This window comes from Lacrimispora xylanolytica (assembly GCF_026723765.1).
In the GTDB taxonomy this organism is placed as follows: Bacteria; Bacillota; Clostridia; order Lachnospirales; family Lachnospiraceae; genus Lacrimispora; species Lacrimispora xylanolytica.
Map to the genome: position 1 here is coordinate 692,472 of NZ_CP113524.1, position 25,794 is coordinate 718,265.

Genomic DNA, 25,794 nt, shown 5'->3' on the forward strand with positions numbered 1-25,794 from the left:
TAACCTATGAAAGCTTTTGTTTTAATCGAACCGGGAAAAGTAGGCTGGTACGATGCACCGGAACCAACCCTCACTCCTTATGGAGCCATTTTGCGCCCCATCGCAGTCACCCCATGCTCTTCGGATGTTCACACCGTATATGGGGGAGGCTCAAAAAAGGCGCCTAATTTAATTCTTGGTCATGAATGCGTTGCCGAGATTTTAGAGGTAGGAGAGCTGGTCATGGATTTTAAGCCAGGGGATGTGGTGGCGGTTCCAGCCATTACTCCGGACTGGCGGGCAGCTGGCATTCAGGAAGGGAATTACAGGCATGCTTCCGCGCCTTTCTCCGGTCATCAGCTGGGACGTTCTATGCCAGGAGTCTTCGCGGAAAAGTTCCTGATTCCAGATGCGGATACCACACTGGCTAAGATACCGGAAGGTGTTTCTATAGAGCAGGCTCTGATGTGTGTGGATGTAGTGACCACAGGCTTTACAGGGGCAGAATTTGCAGACATCAAGATCGGTGATACCGTAGTGGTCATGGGAATCGGGCCCATTGGTCTAATGGCAGTGGAAGGGGCCCGTCATTTAGGGGCAGCCAGAATACTTGCCGTTGGAAGCAGACCCGTATGCGTAGAGCTTGCAAAGGAATTCGGAGCCACAGAGGTGTTAAGCTACCGGGATGGAGATATTGTAAATCAGGTTATGGAGCGGACAAACGGTCTTGGCGCAGATGGTGTGATTCTCTGCGGAGGCGGGGATGAGGTCTTTACCCAGGCAGTTGATATGGCACGGTACGGCATCGGAACCATCTCCAATGTAAATTATTACGGCGGAACGGGAAGCCTTGCATTTCCTAAGTTTTCCGGCGGCCGCGGTATGGCAGGAAAAACCATTCATACCGAGCTTGCAAAGGGCGGAAGAAACCGGATTGAACGGCTTTTAAAGATGATTCAGTATGGAAGAATTAATCCGGAAAAGCTGGTAACTCACAAGCTTTATGGCCTTGGCGAGGTGGAAACAGCCCTTCAGATGATGAAGGATAAGCCCCGGGATTTAATAAAAGCAATGGTTCAGATAGATTGGAAGTGAACGTATGAAAACAATTAGCATCGTAGTTCCCTGCTACAATGAAGAAGAAAATGTAGAGGCCCTATATCAGGCAATCACCGGTACCTTCCATAAGGAACTGCCGGATTATTGCTATGAGATTATATTTATAGACAATGACTCCAAAGACAGAACAAGAGATATCGTACGTTCTCTCTGCAAAGCGGATCAGGGAGTAAAGGGCATTTTCAATGCCAAGAACTTTGGTCAGTTCAATTCCCCCTATTACGCCATGCTCCAATCCACTGGAGATGCCACCATCCTTATGGCGGCTGATTTCCAGGATCCCGTGGAGATGATTCCAAAGTACGTGTGGGAATGGGAGAACGGTTATAAAATTGTCATTGGAATCAAGAAATCCAGCAAAGAAAATAAGATCATGTACTGGCTTCGAAGCTGTTATTATAAATGCATCAAAAAGCTTTCCGATGTGGAGCAGATTGAGCATTTTACTGGCTTCGGCCTTTATGATGCCAAATTCATCAAAGTAATGCGGGAACTGGACGATCCCACCCCATTTCTTCGCGGAATCGTGGCAGAGCTTGGATTCCGGAGAAAAGAAGTTCCCTACGAGCAGCCAAAGAGACGGGCTGGAAAAACCAGCAATAACTTTTACCGCCTGTATGATGCAGCCATGTTAAGCATTACGTCCTACACAAAGGTGGGACTGCGGATCGCTACTATTTTCGGAAGTATCTGCTGTTTTGCAAGCATGCTGGTAGCTTTAATCTATCTGGTTTTAAAGCTGATTTATTGGGACCGTTTCCCTGCCGGCACGGCACCGCTTTTGATCGGCATGTTCTTTCTTGGGTCCGTACAGATATTTTTTATCGGTCTGGTGGGAGAATACATTCTCACTATGAACGCCCGTATCATGAAGCGCCCTCTTGTCATAGAAGAAGAGAGAATTAATTTTACATCCGGAAAAGAATTTGATCCGGAGGAGGATATGCTTTTGACAGCAGCCTCCATGGAGGATGGTAACAGAGATGAAATATAAGATAGACGTAGCAAGAATCCGTGAGAATTCCATTGTATTAAATGGTTGGGTAATCGGAAAAAATCCTGGTTCCAAGGTGGAAGTAAAGGTATTTGATGGTCAGGACCAGGAGCTGGAATTTAAGTATGTCCCGGTCCGCAGAGATGATGTAAGCCAGATTTATTTTAAGAACGTAGTTTCAGAGGATCTTGGTTTTGACATCCGCATTCCTTATGTGAGAGAAGACAATGAGGACCGGATTCTTCAGATTGCATGCGATGGAAAAATTGTCCGGGTAAAGCTTAATACCCAGATCATTGAAAAGCAGAACAGCTCTGCCCATAAAAAGACCATGAAGCTTAAAAGCATGATGAATGTCCAGACCTTCCAGTCTGCGGCTGATTTCTTAAAAGAAAATGGGTTAAAAGCATTCCTGATTAAATCAAGACACAAGCTTCAGGGCATTGACAGCGATTATGATTATCCGGAGTGGTACGAGCTGACAAAGCCAACGGAGGAAGAGCTGGATTCACAGAGAAAATTTATCTTTGATTATACACCAAAGATGTCTGTGGTCATACCTGCCTATAAGACACCAGAGCGCTTTTTAGCTGCCATGCTTGATTCCCTGTTAGCACAGACCTATGATAACTGGGAAGTTTGTGTCGCGGACGGAAGTCCCAGGGGAGAAAGTGCAGAGCGGGTCTTAAAACGCTACGCCATGAAAGATGAAAGAATCCGATATGTGATTATTGGAGAGAATAAAGGAATCTCAGGAAATACAAACGCAGCCATTGAGATGGCTACGGGAGATTTTATTGTACTAGCCGATCACGACGATACCATGGCTCCTGATGCCTTGTTTGAATGTGTAAAAGCGATCAATTCCGATCCTGAGATCGATGTGGTCTATACGGATGAAGACAAGCTGGATATTGATGGAGGAGAATTATTTGAGCCTCACTTCAAGCCTGACTTTAATCCAGACCTTTTGACCAGCGTCAATTATATCTGCCATTTATTCGTAGTAAACCATGAGCTTCTATTAGAAGTAGGTGGTTTCCGGGAAGAATACGATGGTGCCCAGGACTACGACTTTATCCTTCGCTGTACGGAAAAAGCAAGAAAAATCTATCACGTACCAAAGGCTCTTTATCACTGGCGATGTCATCAAAATTCCACCGCCAGCAACCCGGAGAGTAAGCTTTACGCCTTTGAAGCGGGAGCAAGAGCAGTGAAAGCTCATTATGACCGGATTGGTGTGAAGGCAGTTTCCGTAGAAAAAGGCATTGATTACGGTATTTATCATTCCACCTTTGAAATTACGGGAGACCCGCTTGTTTCTGTTATTATCCCCAACAAGGATCATTCTCAGGATCTGGATCTTTGCATGCGCTCTATTATTGAGAAATCAACGTATAAGAACCTTGAATTTATTGTAGTGGAGAATAACAGCACAGATTCTGCTACCTTCGATTACTATGAGAAGATCCAAAAAGAATTTGATTTTGTCCATGTGGTAAAATGGGAACGGGAGTTTAATTATTCTGCTATCAATAACTATGGTGTCACCTTTGCCAAAGGAGAATATCTTCTGTTTTTAAATAACGATACCGAGATCATTAATCCGGACAGCATTACAGAAATGCTTGGATTCTGTCAGAGAGATGATGTCGGAATCGTAGGAGTCAGACTCCTTTATTCCGATGATACCATTCAGCACGCTGGAGTTGTGGTTGGCTTTGGAGGAATTGCCGGTCATACCTTTATCGGTCTTCATAAGTCAGAAAGCAGTTATTTTAACCAGACCATGTGCGCCAGAAATTACAGTGCGGTAACAGCAGCCTGCATGATGAGCAAGCGGTCCCTGTTTGATCAGGCAGGAGGTTTTACAGAGGACCTGGCCGTTGCCTTTAATGATATTGATTACTGCATGAAGATCCGCGCCCTTAATAAACTGGTGGTTTATGCCCCATACGCCCTCTTTTACCATTACGAATCCAAATCCAGAGGACTTGAGGACACACCGGAAAAGGTAGCCCGTTTTAACCAGGAAATCAAGAAATTTTCTGATAAATGGCCGGATATTTTAAGAGACGGAGATCCTTACTACAATCCGAATCTGACCCTGCGCAAATCTAATTTTGCCCTTCGTGACCTACGGAAGGAAAAAATCGGAGAGCCCTATCAACTTGAGGTATGAGATGCTAAAAAAAGTAACCATCATTATTCCTAATTATAATGGTCTTAAATTCATGGAACCATGTATGAAAGCACTGGAAACTCAAAGTGATAAAAACTTTGAGCTTCTTGTGGTAGATAATGGTTCCACAGACGGCAGTGTGGAGTGGCTGAAGGAACATGGGATTCCATCTATATTCTTAGAGGAAAATACCGGGTTTTCCGGAGCTGTGAATGTAGGGATCCGTGAGGCAAAGACTCCGTACGTGATTCTTCTTAACAACGATACAGAGCCGGAACCGGATTATGTAAGGGAGCTGGTACGCACCATGGACAGCTCCAAAAAGATATTTTCCGCAAGCAGCAAGATGATCCAGCTTTATCATAAGGATCTGATGGATGACGCCGGAGACATGTACAGTGTCCTTGGCTGGGCTTATCAAAGAGGAGTGGGACAAAGCATTAAGGGATATAAAAAGCCCCGGAATGTATTTGCCGCCTGCGCCGGAGCTGCCATCTACCGAAGAGAGGTATTTGACGAAATCGGTGGTTTTGACGAAGCCCATTTTGCTTATCTGGAAGACATTGACGTGGGATACCGGGCGAAGATATACGGCTATGACAATGTTTACTGCCCCAGTGCAGTGGTCTATCACGTAGGCAGCGGCACCAGCGGTTCTAAGTATAATTCCTTTAAGGTCAAACTGGCTGCCAGAAATAATATTTATTTAAATTATAAGAACATGCCGTTTTTACAGCTTCTTATTAATCTCTTTCCTATTATGATAGGAATATGTGTGAAATACATGTTTTTCAAGAAAATTGGATTTGAATCCGACTATGTGGAAGGCTTAAAGGAAGGTCTTAAGACTGCCCGTACCACGAAAAAAGTAGGGTTTCAAATGTCCCGGCTTAAGAACTACGTGAAAATAGAAGGTGAGCTGATTTTTGGCACTTTCCTGTATGTTTGGGAATTTTTAAGAAGAAAACTAAAAATTGACAGGTCTTATTAAGAAATTTTTTATAGCACTATAAGAACATATCATGTATAATAAACGGGAAATTATCATGGAGAAGTATGGTGCAATGCACGATTGGAAGGTTTGCTGCTATGATAAAGGATAATCAGAAAAAATTTAATGGATTTCATGTAGTACTGGATGGGTTGGTCATCATCCTTTCCTATGTAATTGCCTGGCTCTTTCTTTTGCTCGGCAACCGGTTGTTCAGCCCGGATAAGCAGGTGTTGGCACCACAGTACTATTTTGCAGCAATTATAGTAATATTGCCCACCTATCTTTTGCTATACGGAGTCTTTCAGCTTTATGCTCCTAAAAGAGTACAGGAGAGCCGGTACGAATTTGCCAATATATTAAAGGCCAATGTACTGGGAGTGCTCATCTTTATATTAATCCTGTTTCTGATTAAGAAGAACCCATTTTTCCGTGAGTTTTCCACCAGGATGGTATTTTATTTCTTTGCCATCAACATTATACTGGAGACCATCGAGCGGAATTTGATTCGAAGCATACTGCGTTCCATGCGCTCCAAGGGCTATAACCAGAAACACATTCTTTTAATCGGCTACAGCCGGGCGGCAGAAGGCTTTATTGACCGGGTGCGTTTAAATCCGGAATGGGGATATCAGATCAAGGGTATTCTGGACAATAAAAAAGAATGGGGAACTGGATATAAAGGCATCAATGTGATAGGAAAGATTAAGGATTTAGATGAGATTCTGGCCTTAAACTCTCTTGATGAAATTGCCATTACTTTAAGCATCAGCGAATATGCCAACTTAGAAAAAATAGTGGCTTCCTGTGAAAAGTCAGGAGTCCATACAAAATTTATCCCCGATTATAACAACATGATCCCCACAAGACCTTTTATTGAGGACTTACAGGGACTTCCAGTGGTCAATATCCGAAGGGTTCCTCTTACGGATACGGTGAATGCACTGGCAAAACGAGCCGTGGATATTGTAGGTGCAGCGGTTGCACTGATCCTGTTTTCCCCTGTTATGCTTCTGACTGTGATTCTGATTAAGCTGACAGCTCCAGGTCCGCTCATTTATAAACAGGAGCGGGTGGGATTACACAACCGGCCATTTCATATGTATAAGTTCCGTTCTATGGTGGTCCAGGCCCCTTCTGAGGAAAAAGCCAAATGGACAACCCCTCATGATTCCAGGGTGACCCCTGTGGGCCGGTTCATAAGAAAGACAAGCATAGATGAGATGCCCCAGTTCATCAACGTTCTTCGGGGCGATATGAGTTTAGTCGGCCCAAGGCCGGAACGGCCTTTGTTTGTTGAAAAATTTAAAGAAGAGATTCCAAGATATATGATCAAGCATCAGGTACGCCCGGGAATTACCGGCTGGGCGCAGGTCAATGGATTAAGGGGAGATACTTCCATTACCAAGAGAATTGAGCATGATTTATACTATATCGAAAACTGGACCCTTGGATTTGATTTTAAAATCCTGTTTTTGACTATGTTCAAAGGGTTTATTAATAAAAATGCGTACTGATATAGGATACGACACGATTAGGATGAGGTTAATTAGATGAAAAATGAATTTGATGATGAGTTAAACCGTGAGAATAAGAAAAGGGCAAGACGCGGTTACGATTCAAAGCCAGATCCGTCCGATAGAGATTACTACCTGGATGACGATTACGAAGATTTTGAAGACCGCCAAAGCCGCGGTGCCTATCATACGAATAACAGGGAAAACGGAGGCAGCCAGCCAACTCGCCGGGCACGGTCATCATCAGAGACAGGTTCCACAGGCCAGAACCCATCCCGTCAGAGACAATCCACAGGAGGTACTCAGGGAACCAGCCAGTCACCGTCCCGTGGACAGATTGTCATCGGAGACGGCGGCACCAGACAGCAGTCCAGAGTGCCAAGACAGGAAAAACCGGCCGCTTCCAGCCGTGCAGCAGGAGCCATCGGGAAAAAACGAAAGATCAGACGATTCATCATCATGGCGATTGCAGAGATCTTTACTCTGGCCCTTATTTTTTCCTATGCTTACGTGGCAAGAATCATGGGTTCCATTCAGCGTCCTGATAACTTTGATAAGGACCAGGTCCGGAATGAAGAGATGTCCCAAGAGCAGAAAAAGCACATGACCGGGTACCGTACCATCGCGGTTTTCGGTGTGGACAGCCGTGATGGTAACGTTAATAAGGGAACCAATGCCGACGTTATTATGATATGCAACATTAACCGTGACACAGGAGAGATACGACTGGTTTCGGTATTTAGAGATACATATCTGAATATAAACGAAGGCAGTACCTATAATAAGATTAATGCCGCTTATGCCAACGGAGGCGCTTCCCAGGCTTTGGCAGCCTTAAATAAAAACCTGGATCTGGATATACAGGAGTATGTAACCTTTAACTGGAAATCAGTTGCCGACGGCATCAATATGCTGGGAGGCGTTGATATCGATATTACAAAGGCAGAATTCAAATATATCAACTCCTTTATTACAGAGACCGTTCAAAAAACGGGAATTCCTTCTGTTCATTTAAAATCAGCAGGTTTAAACCATTTAGATGGTGTTCAGGCCGTTGCTTATGCCAGACTTAGAAAGATGGATACAGATTTTGCCAGAACAGAACGCCAGCGTCTGGTCATTCAAAAATCATTTGAAAAAGCAAAAAAAGCAGATTTAGGCCTGTTGAACCGGATTCTTTTAATGGAAGTAGAGCAGGTAGGAACAAACTTAACCTTCAGTGATTTTACTGAGCTCTTATTAGACATTGGAAAATATCACATCGGTGAGACCGGCGGTTTCCCATTCAGCCGCGGCGATATGAAGATGGGCAAAAAAGGTGATTGCGTCATTCCACAGACCCTGGTTACCAATGTATCAGACCTTCATAAGTTTCTTTTTGAAAAGGAAAGCTATGAGCCGTCTGAGATGGTGAAGAAGATCAGTGCCAAGATTGCTGCCGATTCCGGTATGTATAAGGACGGTAAGTATAGCGATGATTCTACGAAGCCAACCAAAGATAAGCCGAAAAAAGAAGACAATGAAACAAAAGAGGTAAGAACAACGGAAGAGGTGGAAACCTCATTCCATGAAAGCTCTGCCTATGAAACAGATGCGAATGGTAAGCCGATCAAAGGCCCTGGAACAGGTACCAGCAGCGGAGAGACAAAAGAGACAAAGCCAGGAGAGACAAAGACTCAGGAATCCTCAAGCGGTTCTACCAGACCAGGGGAGACAAAACCAACCCAGTCAAGTGGAACCACAGAGACCACGACTGCCTCTCACGGACCTGGTGGAAAAGAGACAACTGCGGCTACCCAGCCAACGACTCCCGAAACGACCAAATCAAATACAACCGGTCCTTTAGATGGAAGCCAGACCCAGCCGGGTAATGTTATCCCAGGCGGAGCAAATACAGAAGCTCCGGTAGTACCAGCACCACCAGCTGCATAAAGAAACAGATAAATCTATCTCATTTCACATATTAACTATATTTTTATCACAAATTGGTCACAATTCATTGATAGACTGTGATTATGAAAGCGATAACAAGTATAGGTGAAAGGAGATAGATTTTATGTTTGATGAAAATAAAGACACAGGTAATTTAAATCCTGAAGAAAATAAAAATGTAGAACCAATGACAACGAACTTTATTATGAGGGACCCGGAACCAGAGGAACCAAAGACCAGCCAGAGTATCCCACACTACCAGGAATACCAGCCTCAGAGAATTGTGGATCAGATGTCGTTTGAAAAAGAGCCTAAGCCTCGTAAAAAACGTGGCGGGGTAAAAAAAGCAGCAGCTCTGGTGGGTAGCGCTCTCGTCTTTGGCGTCATTGCAGGAAGCACCATGGTAGGAATTAACTGGGCCGCCGGAGCTTATGGCAATAATAATTCTGTTGAGATCAACAAGGCTGAAACTGTTTCATCCTCAACGACTGTACCGGCTGCTAATGCTTCAAGTTTAACCGTTCCCAATGATGTATCGGGGATTGTAGATAAAGCAATGCCATCTGTGGTAGCCATAACCAGTAAAGTAGTCTATGAAAGCCAGACCTGGTTTGGACCCATGCAGAGAGAAGGCGAAGGAAGCGGCTCCGGTATTATTGTAGGAAAGAACAATGATGAACTGTTGATTGTGACCAACAACCATGTGGTACAGGGAGCGGAAGCTTTAAAGGTAAACTTCATTGACCAGCAGGCCGTGGATGCAGCCATCAAAGGCACCGATGCCGAATCAGACTTAGCAGTGATTGCAGTTCCGCTTAAGAATATTTCCTCAGAAACCTTATCAAAAATAGCCATTGCCTCTCTTGGTAACTCTGATACCTTAAAGGTAGGTCAGGGGGTAGTAGCCATCGGTAATGCACTTGGATATGGCCAGTCTGTTACCGTAGGTTATATCAGCGCACTTGACCGAGCCGTACAGACAGAAGACGGAACAAACCGGAATCTTCTTCAGACCGATGCAGCCATCAACCCAGGTAACAGCGGTGGTGCTCTTTTAAATATGCAGGGTGAGGTCATTGGAATTAACTCAGCAAAATATTCTTCTACCGAAGTAGAAGGAATGGGATATGCAATCCCGATTTCAAAGGCACAGGAGATTTTTGACAACCTGATGACAAAGACCACAAGAACTCAGGTCTCTGATGCAGAGCAGGGATATTTAGGAATCCAGTGCAAGAATATTGATGCAACGACCAGCCAGCAGCTTGGTATGCCTCAGGGCGTATTCATCTATAAGATTGTAGAAGGCGGCGCTGCCAGCAAGTCTGACTTAAAGGAAAAGGACATTATCACCAAGTTTGACGGACAGTCCATTAAAACCTACGATGACCTTACCAGTATGTTAAAATATTATAAGGGCGGAAGCACGATTTCAGTCACAGTCCAGTCCCTTGAAAATGGTAAGTACGTAGAACGCAATGTTGACATCACTCTTGGAAAGAGACCGGCAGAAACTCAGCCACAAAGCTAAAAGTTACAGAGGCTTAACCCGATATAAAACCAATAAGAAGATGCGTTTTGAATCAGCCCGCGGGCTGGGGCAAAGCGCATTTTCTCATTCATTAAAAAAATCTAAATTCCCCGTCCGCACTTGTAGGAGAGTTTTAAATGCATTATAATATCCCTGTGGGAAGTATATAATTACAGATAGAAGGAGAACATAGATTGAACGATAAAGAGATACTGGAGGAGAAGATGGAAGACAATAATGTCCATGGCTCTGATGGAGAAGATACAAAGAAGGAACAGGAAGAGTATGAAAAATTCTGTTACGTCTGCCGTAGATCGGAACAAGTAACAGGACCCATGATCTCCATGCCGGGTTCTATGAATTTATGCCATGATTGTATGCAAAAGGCATTTGATTCCGTGACCCAGGGCGGATTTGATCTAAGTAAGATTCCCAACATGCCATATATGAATCTGAATTTAAATGATCTTGGAAAGCTGAACAGCCAGGATTTTGATATACCTAAGAAACAAAAGATTAAAAAACGTTCCGATAAGGAGGCAAAGCCTGAAATCAGTCTAAAGGATATCCCGGCTCCCCATGTAATTCGTCAAAAGCTTGACGAATACGTCATTGGGCAGGAGCAGGCAAAGAAGGTTATTTCAGTGGCTGTATACAATCATTATAAAAGAGTTTACTTAACAGAAAAGGGATTGACAGATGAAGAAGGAAATGTTCAGATTGAAAAATCCAACATTTTAATGATCGGTCCTACCGGAAGCGGAAAGACCTATCTGGTGAAGACTCTTGCAAAGCTGTTAGACGTTCCTCTGGCCATAGCCGATGCCACCTCGTTAACAGAAGCCGGTTACATAGGCGATGATATAGAGAGTGTGGTATCAAAGCTTCTCTCTGCCGCAGGCAACGATGTGGACAAGGCTGAACGGGGAATCATATTCATTGATGAAATCGACAAGATCGCCAAGAAAAAAAGTACCAGCAGCCGTGATGTCAGCGGGGAATCCGTGCAGCAGGAGCTGTTAAAGCTTTTAGAAGGAAGCACCGTAGAGGTTCCGGTAGGCTCTAATCAAAAGAATGCTCTTACCCCCATGACCTCTGTCCGTACCGACAACATACTTTTTATCTGCGGAGGTGCCTTCCCGGACCTTGAGGATATCATTAAGGAACGGCTAAAAGAAAAATCCTCCATGGGATTTTCTGCAGAATTAAAGGACCGTTATGAAAAAGATTCCAATATACTTTTCCAGGTGACCAACGAAGATTTAAGAAAGTTCGGTATGATACCAGAGTTCTTAGGCCGTCTGCCTATATCCGTGACTCTGGAATCCTTAAATAAAGACCTTTTAATCCGCGTATTAAAAGAACCAAAGAATGCTATCTTAAAGCAATATAAAAAGCTTTTAGAGCTTGACGAGGTGCAGCTTGTTTTTGAGGAAGAGGCACTGGAGTGGATTGCAGAAGAGGCAATGAAGAAAAAGACCGGTGCAAGAGCCCTGCGCGCCATTATAGAAAACTTCATGCTGGATATCATGTATGAGATTCCAAAGGACCCAAGTATCGGTTCCGTTGTCATAACAAGAGCCTACCTGGATAAAAAGGGAGGACCGTTCATACAGATGAGAAGCTGACAAAACGGAAAGAACGAAATTCTTAGGATAAAATGTCCTGCAAGTTGGAGATAATAAAGGCGGAAGGAGTGTATGATATGATATTTGTTGGTCTTATCGCATTATTAGCAGCCGTGGACCTTTTTATAAAAAGTGCCATCGAAGAACAGGAGGAATCCCAGTTTCCCAAGGAATTAAAGGGAAGCAATGGAAAAGTCCTTCTATATAAGAATCACAATGCCGGATTTTCCTTCGGCTATTTAAAGAACCGCCCGGAGGTCGTTCAGATGATACCTCTGGCTGTGGCCTCTTTTGTGGGAGGAATGCTTGGCGGGCTTTTAAAAACAAGAGGAAAAATCGCAGATAAGCTTGCTCTTTCCCTCGTACTTGGAGGCGCGATCAGCAATTTATACGATAGATTGGTACGCCGTTACGTGGTTGATTATTTCAGCCTTCAGTTCGGAAAGCTGAAAAAGGTGGTTTTTAATCTTGGAGATATCTTTATTTTCCTGGGAGCAGCCATTTTCTTAATCGTGGAACTGATTCGTACCTTCCGAGATCGCTAAAAATAAAAAAATGCGTCCTGACCCTGCTTATATCATTGGTGACTCCACTGATGTGGTTCTCACCATTTGATATAAATAGGTTCAGGACGTATTTTTTAGCTTAACATCCCACCTGCTGTTCCGCTTGCAGCGCAGATGGCCATGGTAGTCAGAATCTGGTTCATGGAACCGTTAATTCCTTTGCTCATAAGAAATGAGACCGCAAGCAGGACCACAAAATAAAGCAGCCCCAGCAAAAGTCCCCAGAAGAACCTTCTCTGTCTTATGCTTTTCCCCATGAGAATTCCGCCAAAGAGACAGGTAATGATGTAGACCGCATTGACTCCCAGCCGTATCTGGCCTTCCTTTAATTGAAATTTATAAAGTGCCAAGGCCAGGACAACAAGCAGGATACCGGTCAGTATGTAGGAGATGAGCAGATTTCTAAGTGTGACCTGAAGCTTTGATTTTTCCATTTGATTACTCCTCACATCTTGTCTTATGGTTCAGTATATTCCCTCCCTGTAGAGGATATTCTAAGAGTTTGGCCTATTTCAGTCAATCTTCCCCTGTTTACCAGGGCCGATTCATCTTGCGCTGTCAAAAAACATGTGGTATAATCGCAAGGAATTATGTAAATACAGGAGGTGTAAGTTTATGAAGCACGTTAAAACATTAAGTTCCAGTACATTAAAAGAATCTATGAAAAAAGGCGGCTGCGGCGAGTGCCAGACTTCCTGTCAGTCTGCCTGCAAGACATCCTGTACAGTAGGAAATCAGAGCTGTGAGAACACCAACCGCTAATTAAAACTGTATAGAACAGCCATAAGGCAGAGAAGCAGATGCCCCTACGGTCTTAAGACAGTAGGGGTTCCTTCGCTTGTCTGCCTAACATCAATCAAAGGGTCAACCTTTTTCTAAAAGTTAGGAGAATACAAGTGATTCATCAATATATTAATAATGGCTTCCATATTATTTTGGATGTCAACAGCGGAGCAGTCCATTCCGTCGATGCGGTGATGTATGATGCAGTGGCCGCAGCAAAGGAACTGATTCCTGATATGGAAAAGCCGGAAAAGCTGTCCGGTCAGGTAACGGAGGCAGTCATAAGCCGTTTAAAGGATTCTTATCCCGAAGCCGAAATCGCAGAGGCATTGGAGGAAATCCAGTATCTCATCGATGCAGGGGAATTATTCTCAAAAGATGTTTACCATGATTACATAGTAGATTTTAAAAAGAGAAAGACAGTCGTAAAAGCGCTCTGTTTACATATTGCTCATGACTGCAATCTGGCTTGCCAATATTGCTTTGCAGAAGAAGGGGAATACCACGGCCGCCGCGCCCTCATGTCCTTTGAGGTAGGAAAAAAGGCGATTGATTTCCTTCTTCTAAATTCCGGCAACCGCAAAAACTTGGAAATAGACTTCTTTGGCGGCGAACCATTGATGAACTGGGAAGTTGTAAAGCAGATTGTTGAATACGGACGCTCAAAAGAGAAAGAATATAATAAGAACTTCCGTTTCACCATGACAACCAACGGCGTTCTTTTAAATGACGAAATCATGGAGTACTGTAATAAGGAAATGAGCAATGTGGTCTTAAGCCTCGACGGACGTAAGGAAGTCAACGACAAGATGCGTCCTTTCCGTAACGGAAAGGGAAGCTACGAATTAATCGTACCCAAATTCCAGAAATTTGCAAAGCTTCGTGAAAACAAGGATTATTATATCAGAGGAACCTTTACCAGAGAAAATATGGATTTTGCAAAAGACGTTCTGGAATTTGCAGATTTAGGCTTTAAGAGCATGTCCATCGAGCCGGTAGTGGCACAGGCAGAAGAGTATTATGCCATTCGGGAAGAGGACATTCCTCAGATTCTTGAAGAATACGACAACCTTGCAGTGGAATACATCAAACGTCATAAAGAAGGCAAAGGCTTTAATTTCTTCCATTTTAACATTGATTTACAGCAGGGACCATGTGTGGCAAAGCGACTTGCCGGCTGTGGTTCCGGTACAGAGTATTTGGCTGTAACTCCATGGGGCGATTTCTATCCCTGCCATCAGTTCGTAGGACAAGATGATTACCTTCTTGGAAATGTAGACGAAGGTCTGCTGAATACAAAAGTACGGGATGAATTTAAGCTTTGCAACGTATATGCAAAGGACAAATGCCAGGACTGCTTTGCAAGATTTTATTGCAGTGGCGGCTGTGCAGCCAATTCCTATAACTTCCATGGTAATATTACAGATGCATACGATATCGGATGCGAGATGGAAAAGAAGCGGGTGGAATGTTCCATTATGATCAAGGCTGCGCTGGCAGAAGAATAAGAATCAATTACCCGCTGTGTAACTGAAAACTCAGAAACAAAAGTAAGGGACTATCAATGAAGTATACTTTAATAAAAAAGGATGGCAGGGCCAAACGTGCAGAGGTCACCACAGTCCATGGCACCATTCAGACCCCTGTATTCATGAATGTAGGCACGGTTGCAGCCATTAAAGGCGCTGTATCCACCGATGATTTACGGGAGATTAAGACTCAGGTGCAGCTGTCAAACACCTACCACCTTCACGTACGTACCGGAGATAAGCTGATCAGGCAGTTTGGCGGCTTGCACCAGTTCATGAACTGGGATCGCCCCATCCTTACGGATTCCGGTGGATTCCAGGTATTCTCCTTAACCGGATTAAGAAAGATAAAAGAAGAAGGTGTTTATTTCCAGTCTCATATCGATGGACATAAGATCTTCATGGGACCAGAAGAGAGCATGCAGATTCAGTCAAACCTTGGCTCAACCATTGCCATGGCCTTTGATGAATGCCCGCCTCACCCTGCCACCAGGGAGTATATGCAAAACAGCGTAGACAGAACCACCAGATGGCTGGAGCGCTGCCGCACCGAGATGGCAAGGCTTAACTCCCTTCCGGAGACCATTAATAAAGAACAGCTTTTATTTGGGATTAACCAGGGAGGAACCTATGAGGATATTCGTATCGCTCATGCAAAAACCATTTCTGCCATGGATTTAGACGGCTATGCCCTTGGCGGACTTGCCGTTGGAGAAAGCCATTTTGAGATGTACCGAATATTAGACGAAACCGTTCCCTATCTTCCGGAAAATAAGCCAACTTATCTCATGGGCGTAGGAACTCCGGCAAACATCTTAGAAGCCGTAGATCGGGGCGTGGATTTCTTTGACTGTGTCTATCCTTCAAGGAACGGACGTCATGGACATGTCTACACCAACAAAGGAAAGCTGAATCTGTTTAACAGTAGGTTTGAGCTGGATGCCAAACCAATTGAAGAAGGCTGTCAGTGTCCTGCCTGTCGTTCCTATAGCAGAGCCTATATCAGACATCTTTTAAAGGCAAAAGAAATGCTCGGCATGAGATTATGTGTCTTGCATAATTTGTATTTTTATAATACAATGATGGAAGAGATTCGTGACGCGATTGACAATCAGTGTTATGGGGAATATAAGGAAAGAAAGCTTGCCGGAATGACGGAAGCTCAATCCTAAAAGCTGGACAAGATACCGCAGCATTTTAGCGGATCGTTATATAAGGAGGAAATGGTTATGTTATTAGCAACAGGCGGCAGCATGGGCATGGGATTCTGGATTCTTTACATCGCAGTAATCTTTGGCTTTATGTACTTTATCGCAATCAGACCACAGAAGAAAGAGAAGAAGAGACAGCAGGATATGCTTTCCAGTATTGCCGTAGGTGACAGCGTACTAACATCCAGCGGATTTTATGGTGTAATCATCGATATGACAGAAGATACTGTAATTGTTGAATTCGGAAACAATAAAAACTGCAGAATACCTATGCAGAAGTCAGCAGTCGTTGAGATTGAAAAGCCAGAAGCTTAAGAAAATCAGGGCGTTCGGAAGAAGAATATCTTTTTCCGGGCGTTTTTTATTAGAAGCAGATCGTATAAGCAGTTAGGAGAAGTAATGAGGGGAATTTATGAAAATTAGAGAATACCAGGAACGTGATATCTTAGAAATAATAAAACTCTTTTATGAAACCGTTCATACAATCAATGTAAAGGATTATACGATAGAGCAGGTAAATGCCTGGGCGTCGGGAAAAACGGATTCTAACAAATGGAATGGTTCTTTCTTAGAGAATTACACTCTGGTTGCTGAAGATGATGGAGTTATTGTTGGTTTTGCAGACATGGATAAAGATGGCTACCTAGACCGCCTTTTTGTTCATAAGGATCATCAGGGACAAGGGATAGCAACCGCCCTTTGTGATAGGCTGGAAGCACACAGAGCGGGCAGCCGTTTTACCACTCATGCCTCCATAACCGCAAAACCTTTTTTTGAATCACGTGGCTACCAGGTAATAAAGGAACAGATTATTCTGCGAAACGGTGTAACATTAAAAAATTACGTGATGGAAAAGCGCTCCCCAACATTTAAGGTATAGGATGTTGACATTTTCCCATAAGCACTATATAATAATTGTATAATGTTTAATTTTGTGCAATATAATTTTCGGTACCGGGTTTTGTGTACCAGCCGTTGGATTGCAACATATGATTTAATATGGGACGATTATGAGGGTCAAACCGGAATCTTTGTGGCAGAAGAAAATAATAGAAATAATCAAACTGATTTAACAGATACTTTAATAACTACATGATTTGATTGCTTCATGGTACGAAGGGAAGTTCTGCCGGTATACCATTGATTAAATATCATAAAGGCATACCGGCAAAAGAGCAGTATCTAGATCCACCCGCCATCAAGACCGATGATCTGACCGGTCAGGTAAGCATTTTTATAGCCAAGGTGATACACCAGATCAGCCACCTCTTCCGCTTTCCCAAGCCTACCGGTAGGAATCTCATCAATCAGGGCAATCAGTTCGTCTTCTTCCAGGAAACGATTCATTTCCGTATCAATGGCACCGCAGGCGATGGCATTGACCTGAATGTTACTGGGCGCAAGCTCCTTTGCAAGAGCTTTTGTAAAGGCATTGATTCCTCCCTTCGTGGCGGAATAAGCGACTTCGCAGGAAGCACCAGCCACGCCCCAGACGGAAGAGATATTAATGATCTTCCCGGATTTTTTTTCCACCATACCAGGGATGGCAAGCCGGCAGCAGTTGAAAACGGAAGTTAAATTGGTGCGAATGATCCGGTCCCAGGCTTCTGTGCTCATATCCTGGAGAAGACCAATGTAGGAAATCCCTGCATTGTTAACAAGAACATCGGGTGTGCCAAATTGTTTGCGGACCCGGTCAAAGAATTCCTTGCACTGGTTTGCATCTCCCATGTCACCCATGTAGGAAAGGCAGGAGATCTGATAGGATTCCAGTTCCTTTTTCGTTTGCAGAAGCTGATCCTCATTGTGCAGGCAGTTGATGGCTACGTTATAGCCCTTTTTTGCAAATTTAACGGCAATGGCTTTACCGATTCCTCGGGAAGCGCCGGTGATAAGTACAGTTTTCCTGGACATGAATATTCCCCTTTCTTTCATTATATAGGGATATTTTACCAAATGATAAGGAGCAATGCAAGAATCACAAAAAGGCTCCTACTAACTTACAGGTTTCTCTTATATCAGACATTGCATACTTCCAGGTTTGTAAGATATAATGAGAACAGAGAAAATTATATCAGATTGAAACAAGAAAGCAGGTAGATAAATATGAATGAAATCTATGACGTGGTAATTATCGGCTCAGGTCCGGCAGGTCTCACCGCCGCGGTTTATGGAAAAAGAGCAGAACTTAAAATGATAGTGATTGAAAAAGAGATGGCCAGTGGAGGCCAGATACTTAACACCTATGAAGTGGATAATTACCCTGGACTTCCAGGCATCAACGGATATGATCTGGGCATGAAGTTCCGGGAACATGCAGAAAAGCTGGGAGCAGAGTTCTCTAACGACGAGGTCCTTCGAATCGAAGCCGCTGAAGGTGAGTTCACCGTAGTGGGAGAAGAGAGAACCTATGTGACAAAATCCGTAATCATTGCAACCGGAGCTCAGCACCGGAAATTAAGTGTAATTGGAGAAGATGAACTTACCGGCATGGGCGTATCATATTGCGCAACCTGCGATGGCGCATTCTTCCGCAACAAAGTGGCTGCAGTCGTTGGCGGTGGAGATGTAGCCATAGAAGATGCTATCTTCTTAGCAAGAATGTGTAAAAAAGTATACTTAATTCATAGGAGAAACCAGTTAAGAGGAGCCAAAACACTTCAGACTCAGCTGTTTAACCAGGATAATGTAGAAATCATCTGGGATACCGTAGTCGATGAAATCGAAGGCGGAGATCAGGTGGAATCCCTGACAATCAGAAATGCCAATACAGACGAGACCAGAAAGCTGGCCGTGGACGGTGTATTTATTGCCGTGGGAATCAATCCTCAAAGCGAAGCGTTCAACAACCTGGTGGAGATGGATCATGGATACATCAAAGCAGGCGAAGACTGTGAGACCAATATACCTGGTATCTTTGCAGTCGGTGATGTACGCACCAAACAGCTAAGACAGATATCCACAGCGGTATCCGATGGTGCCAATGCCATCACCAGTGTGGAACGCTACTTAACAAGACTTCAGGTAAACTAAAAATCAGCCAGGCGCTTTGCCTGGCTGATATCTTTATGATTATAATTAAAATTCTGGTTCAATGAGTCCGTAAGAACCGCCTTTTCTTTTATATACGACATTCACTTCGTCTGTATCTGCATTTAAGAATACGTAAAAGCTATGTCCCAGAAGCTCCATCTGTACACAAGCTTCTTCGGAATCCATAGGCTTCACTGCAAACTTCTTTGATTTTACGATCTCGATATGATCTTCGTATGGATTCTCTTCTTCAATAAATGCTTCTGAGAAAGAAGGGACATTCTGTTTTTTGTCAATCAGCTTGTTTTTATATTTTTTCAGCTGACGTTCCAGGATCTCTTCCACAAGATCGATGGAGACGTACATGTCTGTACTGGATTCTTCCGCCCTGATTATATGTCCTTTCACTGGAATTGTTACTTCAATTTTCTGAATTTCTTTCTGAACGCTGAGCCTTACTGTGGCTTCTGTAGCAGGAGCAAAGAAACGATCCAACTTTCCAAGCTTGTCTTCAACCGCTTCCCGTAAACCTGATGTTACCTCAATATTTCTTCCTGTAATGATAAAACGCATAAGTCATCAGCTCCTTTTTCTTGAGATGGTTATAGTATAGCACATTTTTGAGAATAATTCAATATGAATGTAAAGTTTTTAGATAATTGATGTGAATTATTTGTGAAATGTCTCTACTTATATTTTATCAATTTATTGAAAAACTATAGATGGGCTTCAAAAAAAGTCAAGGGAAAAATGGAATTTTCCGTCGAAAAAGGAAATTTTATGACAAGTATACAAAAATCAGCCACTTCAAGACCTTTTCGGGAAAACTGGTAATCTGTGGAGAATAAATGTGGATAATGTGGATAAGTCGGTGTATAACTGTTTTTTTACGCTTTTATGGGAGGAAATGGTGGGGATAAAAATGGGGGAAACGCACATAAGCGGATGTGGATAATGTGGAAAATCAAAGAATCGAACATGTTTTTTGTGCAATGTGTCAGGTTAACCATAATTTTCACCGGTTTTGCTGCTGTTTGCCGTGGAATCATTGAAAAGAACTGGCAGAATGTGGTGGTATTATTACCAGAATGTTAATTTTTTATGAATTCGTTGAATTAAAGAGGAGTTAGTGCTACAATATACAAGATTGTACGGTGTATATAGTTAAGAAGAGTAGGAGAATGAAACATGAACCTCGTTCAGAAAATATTTGGAACTCATAGTGAAAGAGAATTAAAATTGATCCATCCCATTGTGGATAAAATAGAGGCACTCCGTCCGACTATGGTAGCCCTTACGGATGAAGAGCTTAAGAACAACACAAAGCTGTTTAAAGAGAGATTGGCAGCAGGCGAGACTCTTGACGATATATTACCTGAAGCATTTGCAACCGTAAGAGAGGCTGGACGCAGAGTCCTTAATATGGAACATTTCCGTGTTCAGTTAATCGGTGGTATCGTTCTTCATCAGGGTCGTATTGCGGAGATGAAGACCGGTGAAGGTAAAACACTGGTATCTACCTGTCCGGCATATTTAAACGCACTGGCAGGCAATGGTGTACAGATCGTAACGGTCAATGATTACCTGGCAAAGCGTGATGCGGAGTGGATGGGAAGAATTCATGAGTTTTTAGGTATGACTGTAGGCGTGGTATTAAACTCCATGAACTCCGATGAAAGACGTGATGCTTATAATTGTGATATCACATATGTAACCAATAATGAACTTGGTTTTGATTATTTAAGAGATAACATGGCCATCTATAAAGAACAGATGGTATTAAGAAATCTTGATTTCTGTATTATTGATGAGGTTGACTCTGTGCTGATCGATGAGGCCAGAACACCTCTTATTATTTCTGGTCAGAGCGGTAAGTCCACAAAGTTATATGAAGTGTGTGACATCCTTGCCCGCCAGTTAGAGCGCGGTGAGGCTTCTGCTGAATTTTCCAAGATGGCAGCCATCATGGGAGAGGAAATTACAGAAACCGGTGATTTCATAGTCGATGAAAAAGATAAAGTAGTAAACTTAACTGAGCAGGGTGTGGAAAAGGTAGAGCAGTTCTTTCATATTGAAAACCTTTCCGATCCACAGAACTTAGAGATCCAGCACAACATCATACTTGCGCTCCGTGCCAACAACTTAATGTTCCGTGATAAGGATTATGTAGTAAAAGACGATGAAGTACTGATCGTAGATGAATTTACCGGACGTATCATGCCGGGAAGACGTTATTCTGACGGTCTTCATCAGGCCATTGAAGCGAAGGAACATGTAAATGTGCGCAGAGAGAGTAAAACTCTTGCCACCATTACCTTCCAGAACTTCTTTAATAAGTATACGAAGAAATCAGGTATGACGGGTACAGCTCTTACAGAGGAGAAGGAATTCCGTAATACCTACGGCATGGACGCTATTTCCATTCCAACCAACCGTCCGATCGCTCGTTTAGACAGAGAAGATGCCGTTTATAAGACAAAGAAAGAAAAGTTTGAGGCAGTCTGCAGAGAGGTAGAAGAAGCTTATCAGAAGGGACAGCCCGTTCTGGTTGGTACCATTACCATCGAGACTTCCGAGATGCTCAGCGGTATGTTAAAGCGCCGTGGCATTGCTCATAAGGTATTGAATGCCAAATATCACGAGCTGGAGGCTGAGATCGTAGCCGATGCTGGTGTCCACAAAGCAGTTACCATTGCTACCAACATGGCAGGCCGTGGTACGGATATTAAGTTAGATGACGAGTCAAAAGCAGCGGGCGGTTTAAAGATCATCGGTACCGAGCGTCATGAATCACGCCGTATCGACAATCAGCTCCGTGGCCGTGCCGGACGTCAGGGTGACCCGGGTGAATCCAGATTCTATATCTCCCTGGAAGACGATTTAATGCGTCTCTTTGGTTCTGAGCGCCTTGTAACCATGTTCAATACCCTTGGTGTGCCCGAAGGCGAGGAAATCGAGCATAAGATGCTCTCCAATGCCATTGAAAAAGCGCAGATGAAGATAGAGACCAATAACTACGGAATTCGTGAAAACCTCTTAAAATACGACGAGGTTATGAACGACCAGCGTGAGGTCATCTATGCCGAGAGAAGAAAAGTATTAGACGGAGACAATATGCGTGACGTCATCTTAAAGATGGTGACAGATATTGTTGAAAATGCAGTTGACCTTTGTATTACAGAGGACCAGGCACCGGAAGATTGGGATTTAAACGAACTGAATACCTTACTTCTTTCCGTGATTCCGTTAAAGCCAATTACCATTCCAGAAGATAAGAAGATCCGTAAGAATGAATTAAAGCATATGCTGAAGGAAGAAGCCATTAAGCTTTATGAATCCAAAGAAGTGGAATTCCCGGAAGCAGAGCAGATTCGTGAAATCGAGCGAGTAATTCTCTTAAAAGTAATCGATAATAAATGGATGTCCCATATCGACGATATGGATCAGCTTCGTCAGAGCATCGGCCTTCAGGCGTATGGCCAGAGAGATCCTCTGGTAGAATATAAGATGAACGGCTACCAGATGTTTGATGAGATGATAGCAGCCATCCGCGAAGAGACCGTAAGAGTCCTCTTCCATATTCGGGTTGAGCAGAAAGTCGAAAGAGAGCCTGCTGCCAAAGTAACAGGAACCAACAAGGATGAAAGTGCGGCTAAAGCCCCTGTGAAAAAGGTAGAGGCAAAGGTTTATCCAAACGATCCATGTCCATGCGGTTCCGGTAAAAAGTACAAACAGTGCTGCGGACGTAAAATAGTATAGTATTTTATAGAATTGGAGTCCGCACCTGTTAAAGGGCGGGCCCCAATTTTATATTTATAAATATCAAAATCGAAAGTGGGTGACACAGTGGTAGAGTTAGATCAGTACAAATATGAATTATCAACGTTTCAAAAACCATTAGTGGAAGTGAGGGATTCACTTTGACTTAGATAATAAGTTAAAGAGAATCGATGAGCTGGACAAATCCATGGAGGAACCGGGCTTCTGGGAAGATCCGGAGAAATCCACAAAGGTGGTTCAGCTTGCCAAGAATTTAAAAGATACAGTAAACAGCTATAAAGAACTGGAACAACAGTACGAAGACATTGGCGTCATGATAGAAATGGGAAATGAAGAAAATGATCCTTCCTTAGTACCAGAGGTGGAAGAGATGCTTCGTGAGTTTAAGGAAAAGCTGGAGACCATGCGTATCAACACCCTGTTATCCGGGGAATACGACAATCATAATGCCATTCTTAAGTTAAACGCAGGGGCTGGCGGAACTGAATCCTGTGACTGGTGCAGCATGCTTTACCGTATGTTCTGCCGCTGGTCAGAGAAAAAAGGCTTTCAGATCGAAGTCCTTGACTATCTTGACGGAGATGAAGCAGGCATTAAGTCTGTTACCATCCAGGTCAACGGCATCAATGCTTACGGCTATTTAAAATCAGAAAAGGGAGTTCACCGTCTGGTTAGAATCTCACCCTTTAATGCAGCCGGCAAACGCCAGACCTCCTTTGTTTCCTGTGATGTCATGCCTGACATTGAAGAAGACCTTGATGTGGAGGTCAACGATGAGGATTTACGAATTGATACCTACCGTTCCAGCGGAGCTGGTGGACAGCATATCAATAAAACCTCTTCTGCCATCCGTATCACCCACATTCCGACAGGAATCGTGGTTCAGTGTCAGAATGAACGTTCCCAGTTCCAGAATAAAGACAAGGCCATGCAGATGTTAAAGGCCAAGCTTTATATGTTAAAGCAGCAGGAGAATGCAGAGAAGCTTTCCGGCATTCGAGGCGATGTGACAGAAATCGGCTGGGGAAATCAGATTCGTTCCTATGTTCTGCAGCCTTATACCATGGTCAAAGATCATAGAACCAATGCAGAAACCGGCAACGTAAACAGCGTGTTAGACGGTTCTTTAGACCAGTTCATGTACGCATACCTCCGCTGGCTGAGCACTGGTTCAAAGATAAGCGAGGACCAATCAGAATAGAATTTTCAACGTATTTTTACAAAAAACGAAGAAAATAAATAGAAAAAGAGTTGCATACCATTCACAAATATGATAATATCTTCCCTATGAGCACAGATGTTTTTCTGTTGCGGACACAGAAGGGAAGATATTTTTTTATGGAAGAAAAGAGTAAATATTTTGTGGTAAAGCAGAAAGCTGTACCTGAAGTATTGCTGAAAGTAGTAGAGGCAAAAAAACTGTTGGAATCGGAGCGTGTCATCACCGTTCAGGAGGCGACTGACCGGGTCGGAATCAGCCGCAGCTCTTTTTATAAGTATAAGGATGATATCTTTCCGTTTTACGATAATACAAAAGGGAAAACCATTACACTTGTAATGCAGATGGATGATGAACCAGGTTTGCTGTCGGATCTTCTCCACGTAGTAGCGGTATACCGTGCCAATATCCTGACCATTCACCAGAGTATCCCGGTCAATGGAGTCGCTACCTTGACTCTCAGCGTGGAAGTACTTGAAACCACTGGAAATGTATCAGGGATGGTAGAGGATATGGAAGTAAAGAATGGGGTTCATTACGTAAAAATATTAGCCAGGGAGTAGAATGATATGAAAAATGTTGCAGTTATGGGCTATGGTACCATCGGTTCTGGTGTTGTTGAGATTTTAGATAGAAATAAAGAGGTCATAGCCAAAAAGGTAGGCGAACCTGTTTCCGTTAAATACATTCTGGATTTAAGAGAATTTCCAGGTACGCCGGTGGAAGACAAAATTGTTCACGATTTTTCTGTTATAGTGGGTGACCCGGAAGTTTCCATGGTAATTGAAACAATGGGCGGCTTAAAGCCAGCTTATGCCTTTGTAAAGGCAAGCCTGGAAGCAGGAAAGCATGTAGCCACCTCCAATAAAGCGCTGGTAGCCGCATACGGAACAGAACTGATCCGCATCGCAAAAGAACATAAGGTGAACTTTCTCTTTGAAGCCAGCGTAGGCGGCGGTATTCCTGTCATTCGTCCTCTATACACCTCTCTTGCCGGAGAAGAGATCGAGGAAATCACCGGAATCTTAAACGGAACCACCAACTACATACTGACTAAGATGGACAAAAACGGAGACACCTTTGAGAATGCCTTAAGGGAAGCCCAGGATTTAGGCTATGCCGAGCGCAATCCCGAAGCAGATGTGGAAGGACATGATACCTGCAGAAAAATAGCCATTTTAACTGCCATGGCAGCGGGTCACGAAGTGAATTACGAGCATATTTATACAGAAGGGATAACAAATATCACAGATGTGGATTTTGCTTACGCAGAAAGCCTCAGGACCTCCATTAAGCTGTTAGGCTCCAGCCGTCTGGAACAAGGGGCTGCTCATGCATTTGTGGCACCGGTCATGATTGGAATGGACCACCCTCTGTATTCCGTCAGTGATGTTTATAACGGTATTTTAGTAAAAGGGAACATGCTTGGAACCTCCATGTTCTATGGCAGCGGAGCTGGAAAGCTTCCCACAGCCAGCGCAGTGATTGCAGACATTATAGAAGCTCTTAAAAATGAAGACCAGCATGTGGAACTTGGCTGGGATGAAGAAAGCCTTAAGATCTACCCCATGGAGACCATGTCTTTCCGCTACTTTGTAAGAATTAAGGGAATCGCGTCTAAGCGTTTAAAGGAAGTGGAAGAAGTATTTGGTACTGTGGAGGCCATAGAGCTTGACCACATGGATGAATTTGCTGTCGTAACAGAGTCCATGACAGAAAAAGAGTACGACAACAGAGCGAAAAAGCTGTCAGGAATCAGACAGCGCATCCGCGCAGAATTCTAATTTTCGCCAGGAGGCA

General features: G+C 43.5%; 22 protein-coding genes. 19 read left to right on the plus strand and 3 right to left on the minus strand.

Annotation, left to right across the window (positions count from 1 at the left end):
- Window positions 1-6 precede the first annotated feature (6 nt).
- From OW255_RS03295 to OW255_RS03335, 9 genes are all read left to right on the plus strand, one after another.
- Window positions 7-1,074 carry a zinc-binding dehydrogenase gene (locus OW255_RS03295; RefSeq protein ID WP_268115632.1) on the plus strand — a complete coding sequence of 356 codons (1,068 nt, stop codon included), beginning with the start codon at window positions 7-9 and terminating at the stop codon, window positions 1,072-1,074.
- Between the two features lie 4 nt (window positions 1,075-1,078).
- On the plus strand, window positions 1,079-2,092 hold the full coding sequence (locus tag OW255_RS03300) for a glycosyltransferase family 2 protein (protein WP_268115633.1): 1,014 nt from the start codon (window positions 1,079-1,081) through the stop codon (window positions 2,090-2,092).
- Window positions 2,082-4,274, plus strand: a complete 2,193-nt coding sequence (locus OW255_RS03305; protein WP_268115634.1) for a glycosyltransferase family 2 protein — start codon at window positions 2,082-2,084, stop codon at window positions 4,272-4,274. Before OW255_RS03300 ends, OW255_RS03305 begins: the two co-directional genes overlap by 11 nt.
- A gap of 1 nt (window position 4,275) precedes the next feature.
- Window positions 4,276-5,265, plus strand: coding sequence for a glycosyltransferase family 2 protein (locus OW255_RS03310; RefSeq protein WP_268115635.1), 990 nt, complete (start codon window positions 4,276-4,278; stop codon window positions 5,263-5,265).
- A gap of 98 nt (window positions 5,266-5,363) precedes the next feature.
- Entirely contained in the window at window positions 5,364-6,782 is a 1,419-nt protein-coding gene (locus OW255_RS03315; protein ID WP_268115636.1) for an undecaprenyl-phosphate glucose phosphotransferase, read from the plus strand.
- A gap of 36 nt (window positions 6,783-6,818) precedes the next feature.
- Window positions 6,819-8,714: an LCP family protein gene (locus tag OW255_RS03320; RefSeq protein ID WP_268115637.1), complete on the plus strand. Its 1,896-nt coding sequence runs from the start codon at window positions 6,819-6,821 to the stop codon at window positions 8,712-8,714.
- 124 nt (window positions 8,715-8,838) lie between these two features.
- Window positions 8,839-10,245 (plus strand): S1C family serine protease, encoded by a 1,407-nt coding sequence (locus OW255_RS03325; protein ID WP_268115638.1) that lies wholly within the window; start codon window positions 8,839-8,841, stop codon window positions 10,243-10,245.
- A 212-nt stretch (window positions 10,246-10,457) separates the two neighbouring features.
- Entirely contained in the window at window positions 10,458-11,873 is a 1,416-nt protein-coding gene (gene clpX / locus OW255_RS03330; RefSeq protein WP_268116572.1) for an ATP-dependent Clp protease ATP-binding subunit ClpX, read from the plus strand.
- A 77-nt stretch (window positions 11,874-11,950) separates the two neighbouring features.
- Entirely contained in the window at window positions 11,951-12,418 is a 468-nt protein-coding gene (locus tag OW255_RS03335) for a signal peptidase II (RefSeq protein WP_024837299.1), read from the plus strand.
- Between the two features lie 95 nt (window positions 12,419-12,513).
- Here the strand turns inward: OW255_RS03335 and OW255_RS03340 are convergent, their stop codons facing one another.
- On the minus strand, window positions 12,514-12,873 hold the full coding sequence (locus OW255_RS03340; RefSeq protein ID WP_024837298.1) for a TIGR04086 family membrane protein: 360 nt from the start codon (window positions 12,871-12,873) through the stop codon (window positions 12,514-12,516).
- A 181-nt stretch (window positions 12,874-13,054) separates the two neighbouring features.
- Here OW255_RS03340 and scfA point away from each other — a divergent pair, with 181 nt between their 5' ends.
- The 5 genes from scfA (at window position 13,055) to OW255_RS03365 (ending at window position 16,842) form a co-directional block, all read left to right on the plus strand.
- Window positions 13,055-13,201, plus strand: a complete 147-nt coding sequence (gene scfA, locus OW255_RS03345) for a six-cysteine ranthipeptide SCIFF (protein ID WP_034599788.1) — start codon at window positions 13,055-13,057, stop codon at window positions 13,199-13,201.
- Between the two features lie 134 nt (window positions 13,202-13,335).
- Window positions 13,336-14,730 (plus strand): thioether cross-link-forming SCIFF peptide maturase, encoded by a 1,395-nt coding sequence (gene scfB / locus OW255_RS03350; RefSeq protein ID WP_024837297.1) that lies wholly within the window; start codon window positions 13,336-13,338, stop codon window positions 14,728-14,730.
- A 56-nt stretch (window positions 14,731-14,786) separates the two neighbouring features.
- Entirely contained in the window at window positions 14,787-15,923 is a 1,137-nt protein-coding gene (tgt, locus tag OW255_RS03355) for a tRNA guanosine(34) transglycosylase Tgt (RefSeq protein WP_268115639.1), read from the plus strand.
- 57 nt (window positions 15,924-15,980) lie between these two features.
- Entirely contained in the window at window positions 15,981-16,277 is a 297-nt protein-coding gene (gene yajC, locus OW255_RS03360; protein ID WP_081752347.1) for a preprotein translocase subunit YajC, read from the plus strand.
- 97 nt (window positions 16,278-16,374) lie between these two features.
- A complete protein-coding gene (locus tag OW255_RS03365; protein ID WP_268115640.1) occupies window positions 16,375-16,842 on the plus strand; it encodes a GNAT family N-acetyltransferase in 468 nt (155 codons plus the stop codon).
- Window positions 16,843-17,144: 302 nt separating this feature from the next.
- On the opposite strand, the gene ymfI is transcribed toward OW255_RS03365, so the two are convergent.
- On the minus strand, window positions 17,145-17,876 hold the full coding sequence (ymfI, locus tag OW255_RS03370; protein WP_268115641.1) for an elongation factor P 5-aminopentanone reductase: 732 nt from the start codon (window positions 17,874-17,876) through the stop codon (window positions 17,145-17,147).
- Between the two features lie 192 nt (window positions 17,877-18,068).
- Between ymfI and trxB the strand changes: the two genes are divergently transcribed.
- Window positions 18,069-18,995, plus strand: coding sequence for a thioredoxin-disulfide reductase (gene trxB / locus OW255_RS03375; RefSeq protein WP_024837292.1), 927 nt, complete (start codon window positions 18,069-18,071; stop codon window positions 18,993-18,995).
- 45 nt (window positions 18,996-19,040) lie between these two features.
- Here trxB and hpf read toward each other — a convergent pair whose 3' ends face one another.
- On the minus strand, window positions 19,041-19,568 hold the full coding sequence (gene hpf, locus OW255_RS03380; RefSeq protein ID WP_024837291.1) for a ribosome hibernation-promoting factor, HPF/YfiA family: 528 nt from the start codon (window positions 19,566-19,568) through the stop codon (window positions 19,041-19,043).
- Window positions 19,569-20,183: 615 nt separating this feature from the next.
- On the opposite strand from hpf, the gene secA reads away from it, so the two are divergent.
- The 4 genes from secA (at window position 20,184) to OW255_RS03400 (ending at window position 25,778) form a co-directional block, all read left to right on the plus strand.
- The gene (gene secA, locus OW255_RS03385) at window positions 20,184-22,754 is read left to right on the plus strand and encodes a preprotein translocase subunit SecA (protein WP_024837289.1); all 2,571 of its coding nucleotides are present in this window, start codon (window positions 20,184-20,186) and stop codon (window positions 22,752-22,754) included.
- Window positions 22,755-22,841: 87 nt separating this feature from the next.
- A protein-coding gene (gene prfB, locus OW255_RS03390) for a peptide chain release factor 2 (protein WP_268115642.1) occupies window positions 22,842-23,976 on the plus strand; the annotation gives its coding sequence in 2 pieces (ribosomal slippage) (window positions 22,842-22,916 and window positions 22,918-23,976; 1,134 coding nt in all).
- Window positions 23,977-24,113: 137 nt separating this feature from the next.
- Window positions 24,114-24,557, plus strand: a complete 444-nt coding sequence (locus OW255_RS03395) for an ACT domain-containing protein (protein WP_024837287.1) — start codon at window positions 24,114-24,116, stop codon at window positions 24,555-24,557.
- Between the two features lie 6 nt (window positions 24,558-24,563).
- Complete coding sequence (locus OW255_RS03400) at window positions 24,564-25,778, plus strand: homoserine dehydrogenase (protein WP_024837286.1); 1,215 nt, start codon at window positions 24,564-24,566, stop codon at window positions 25,776-25,778.
- Window positions 25,779-25,794 lie beyond the last annotated feature (16 nt).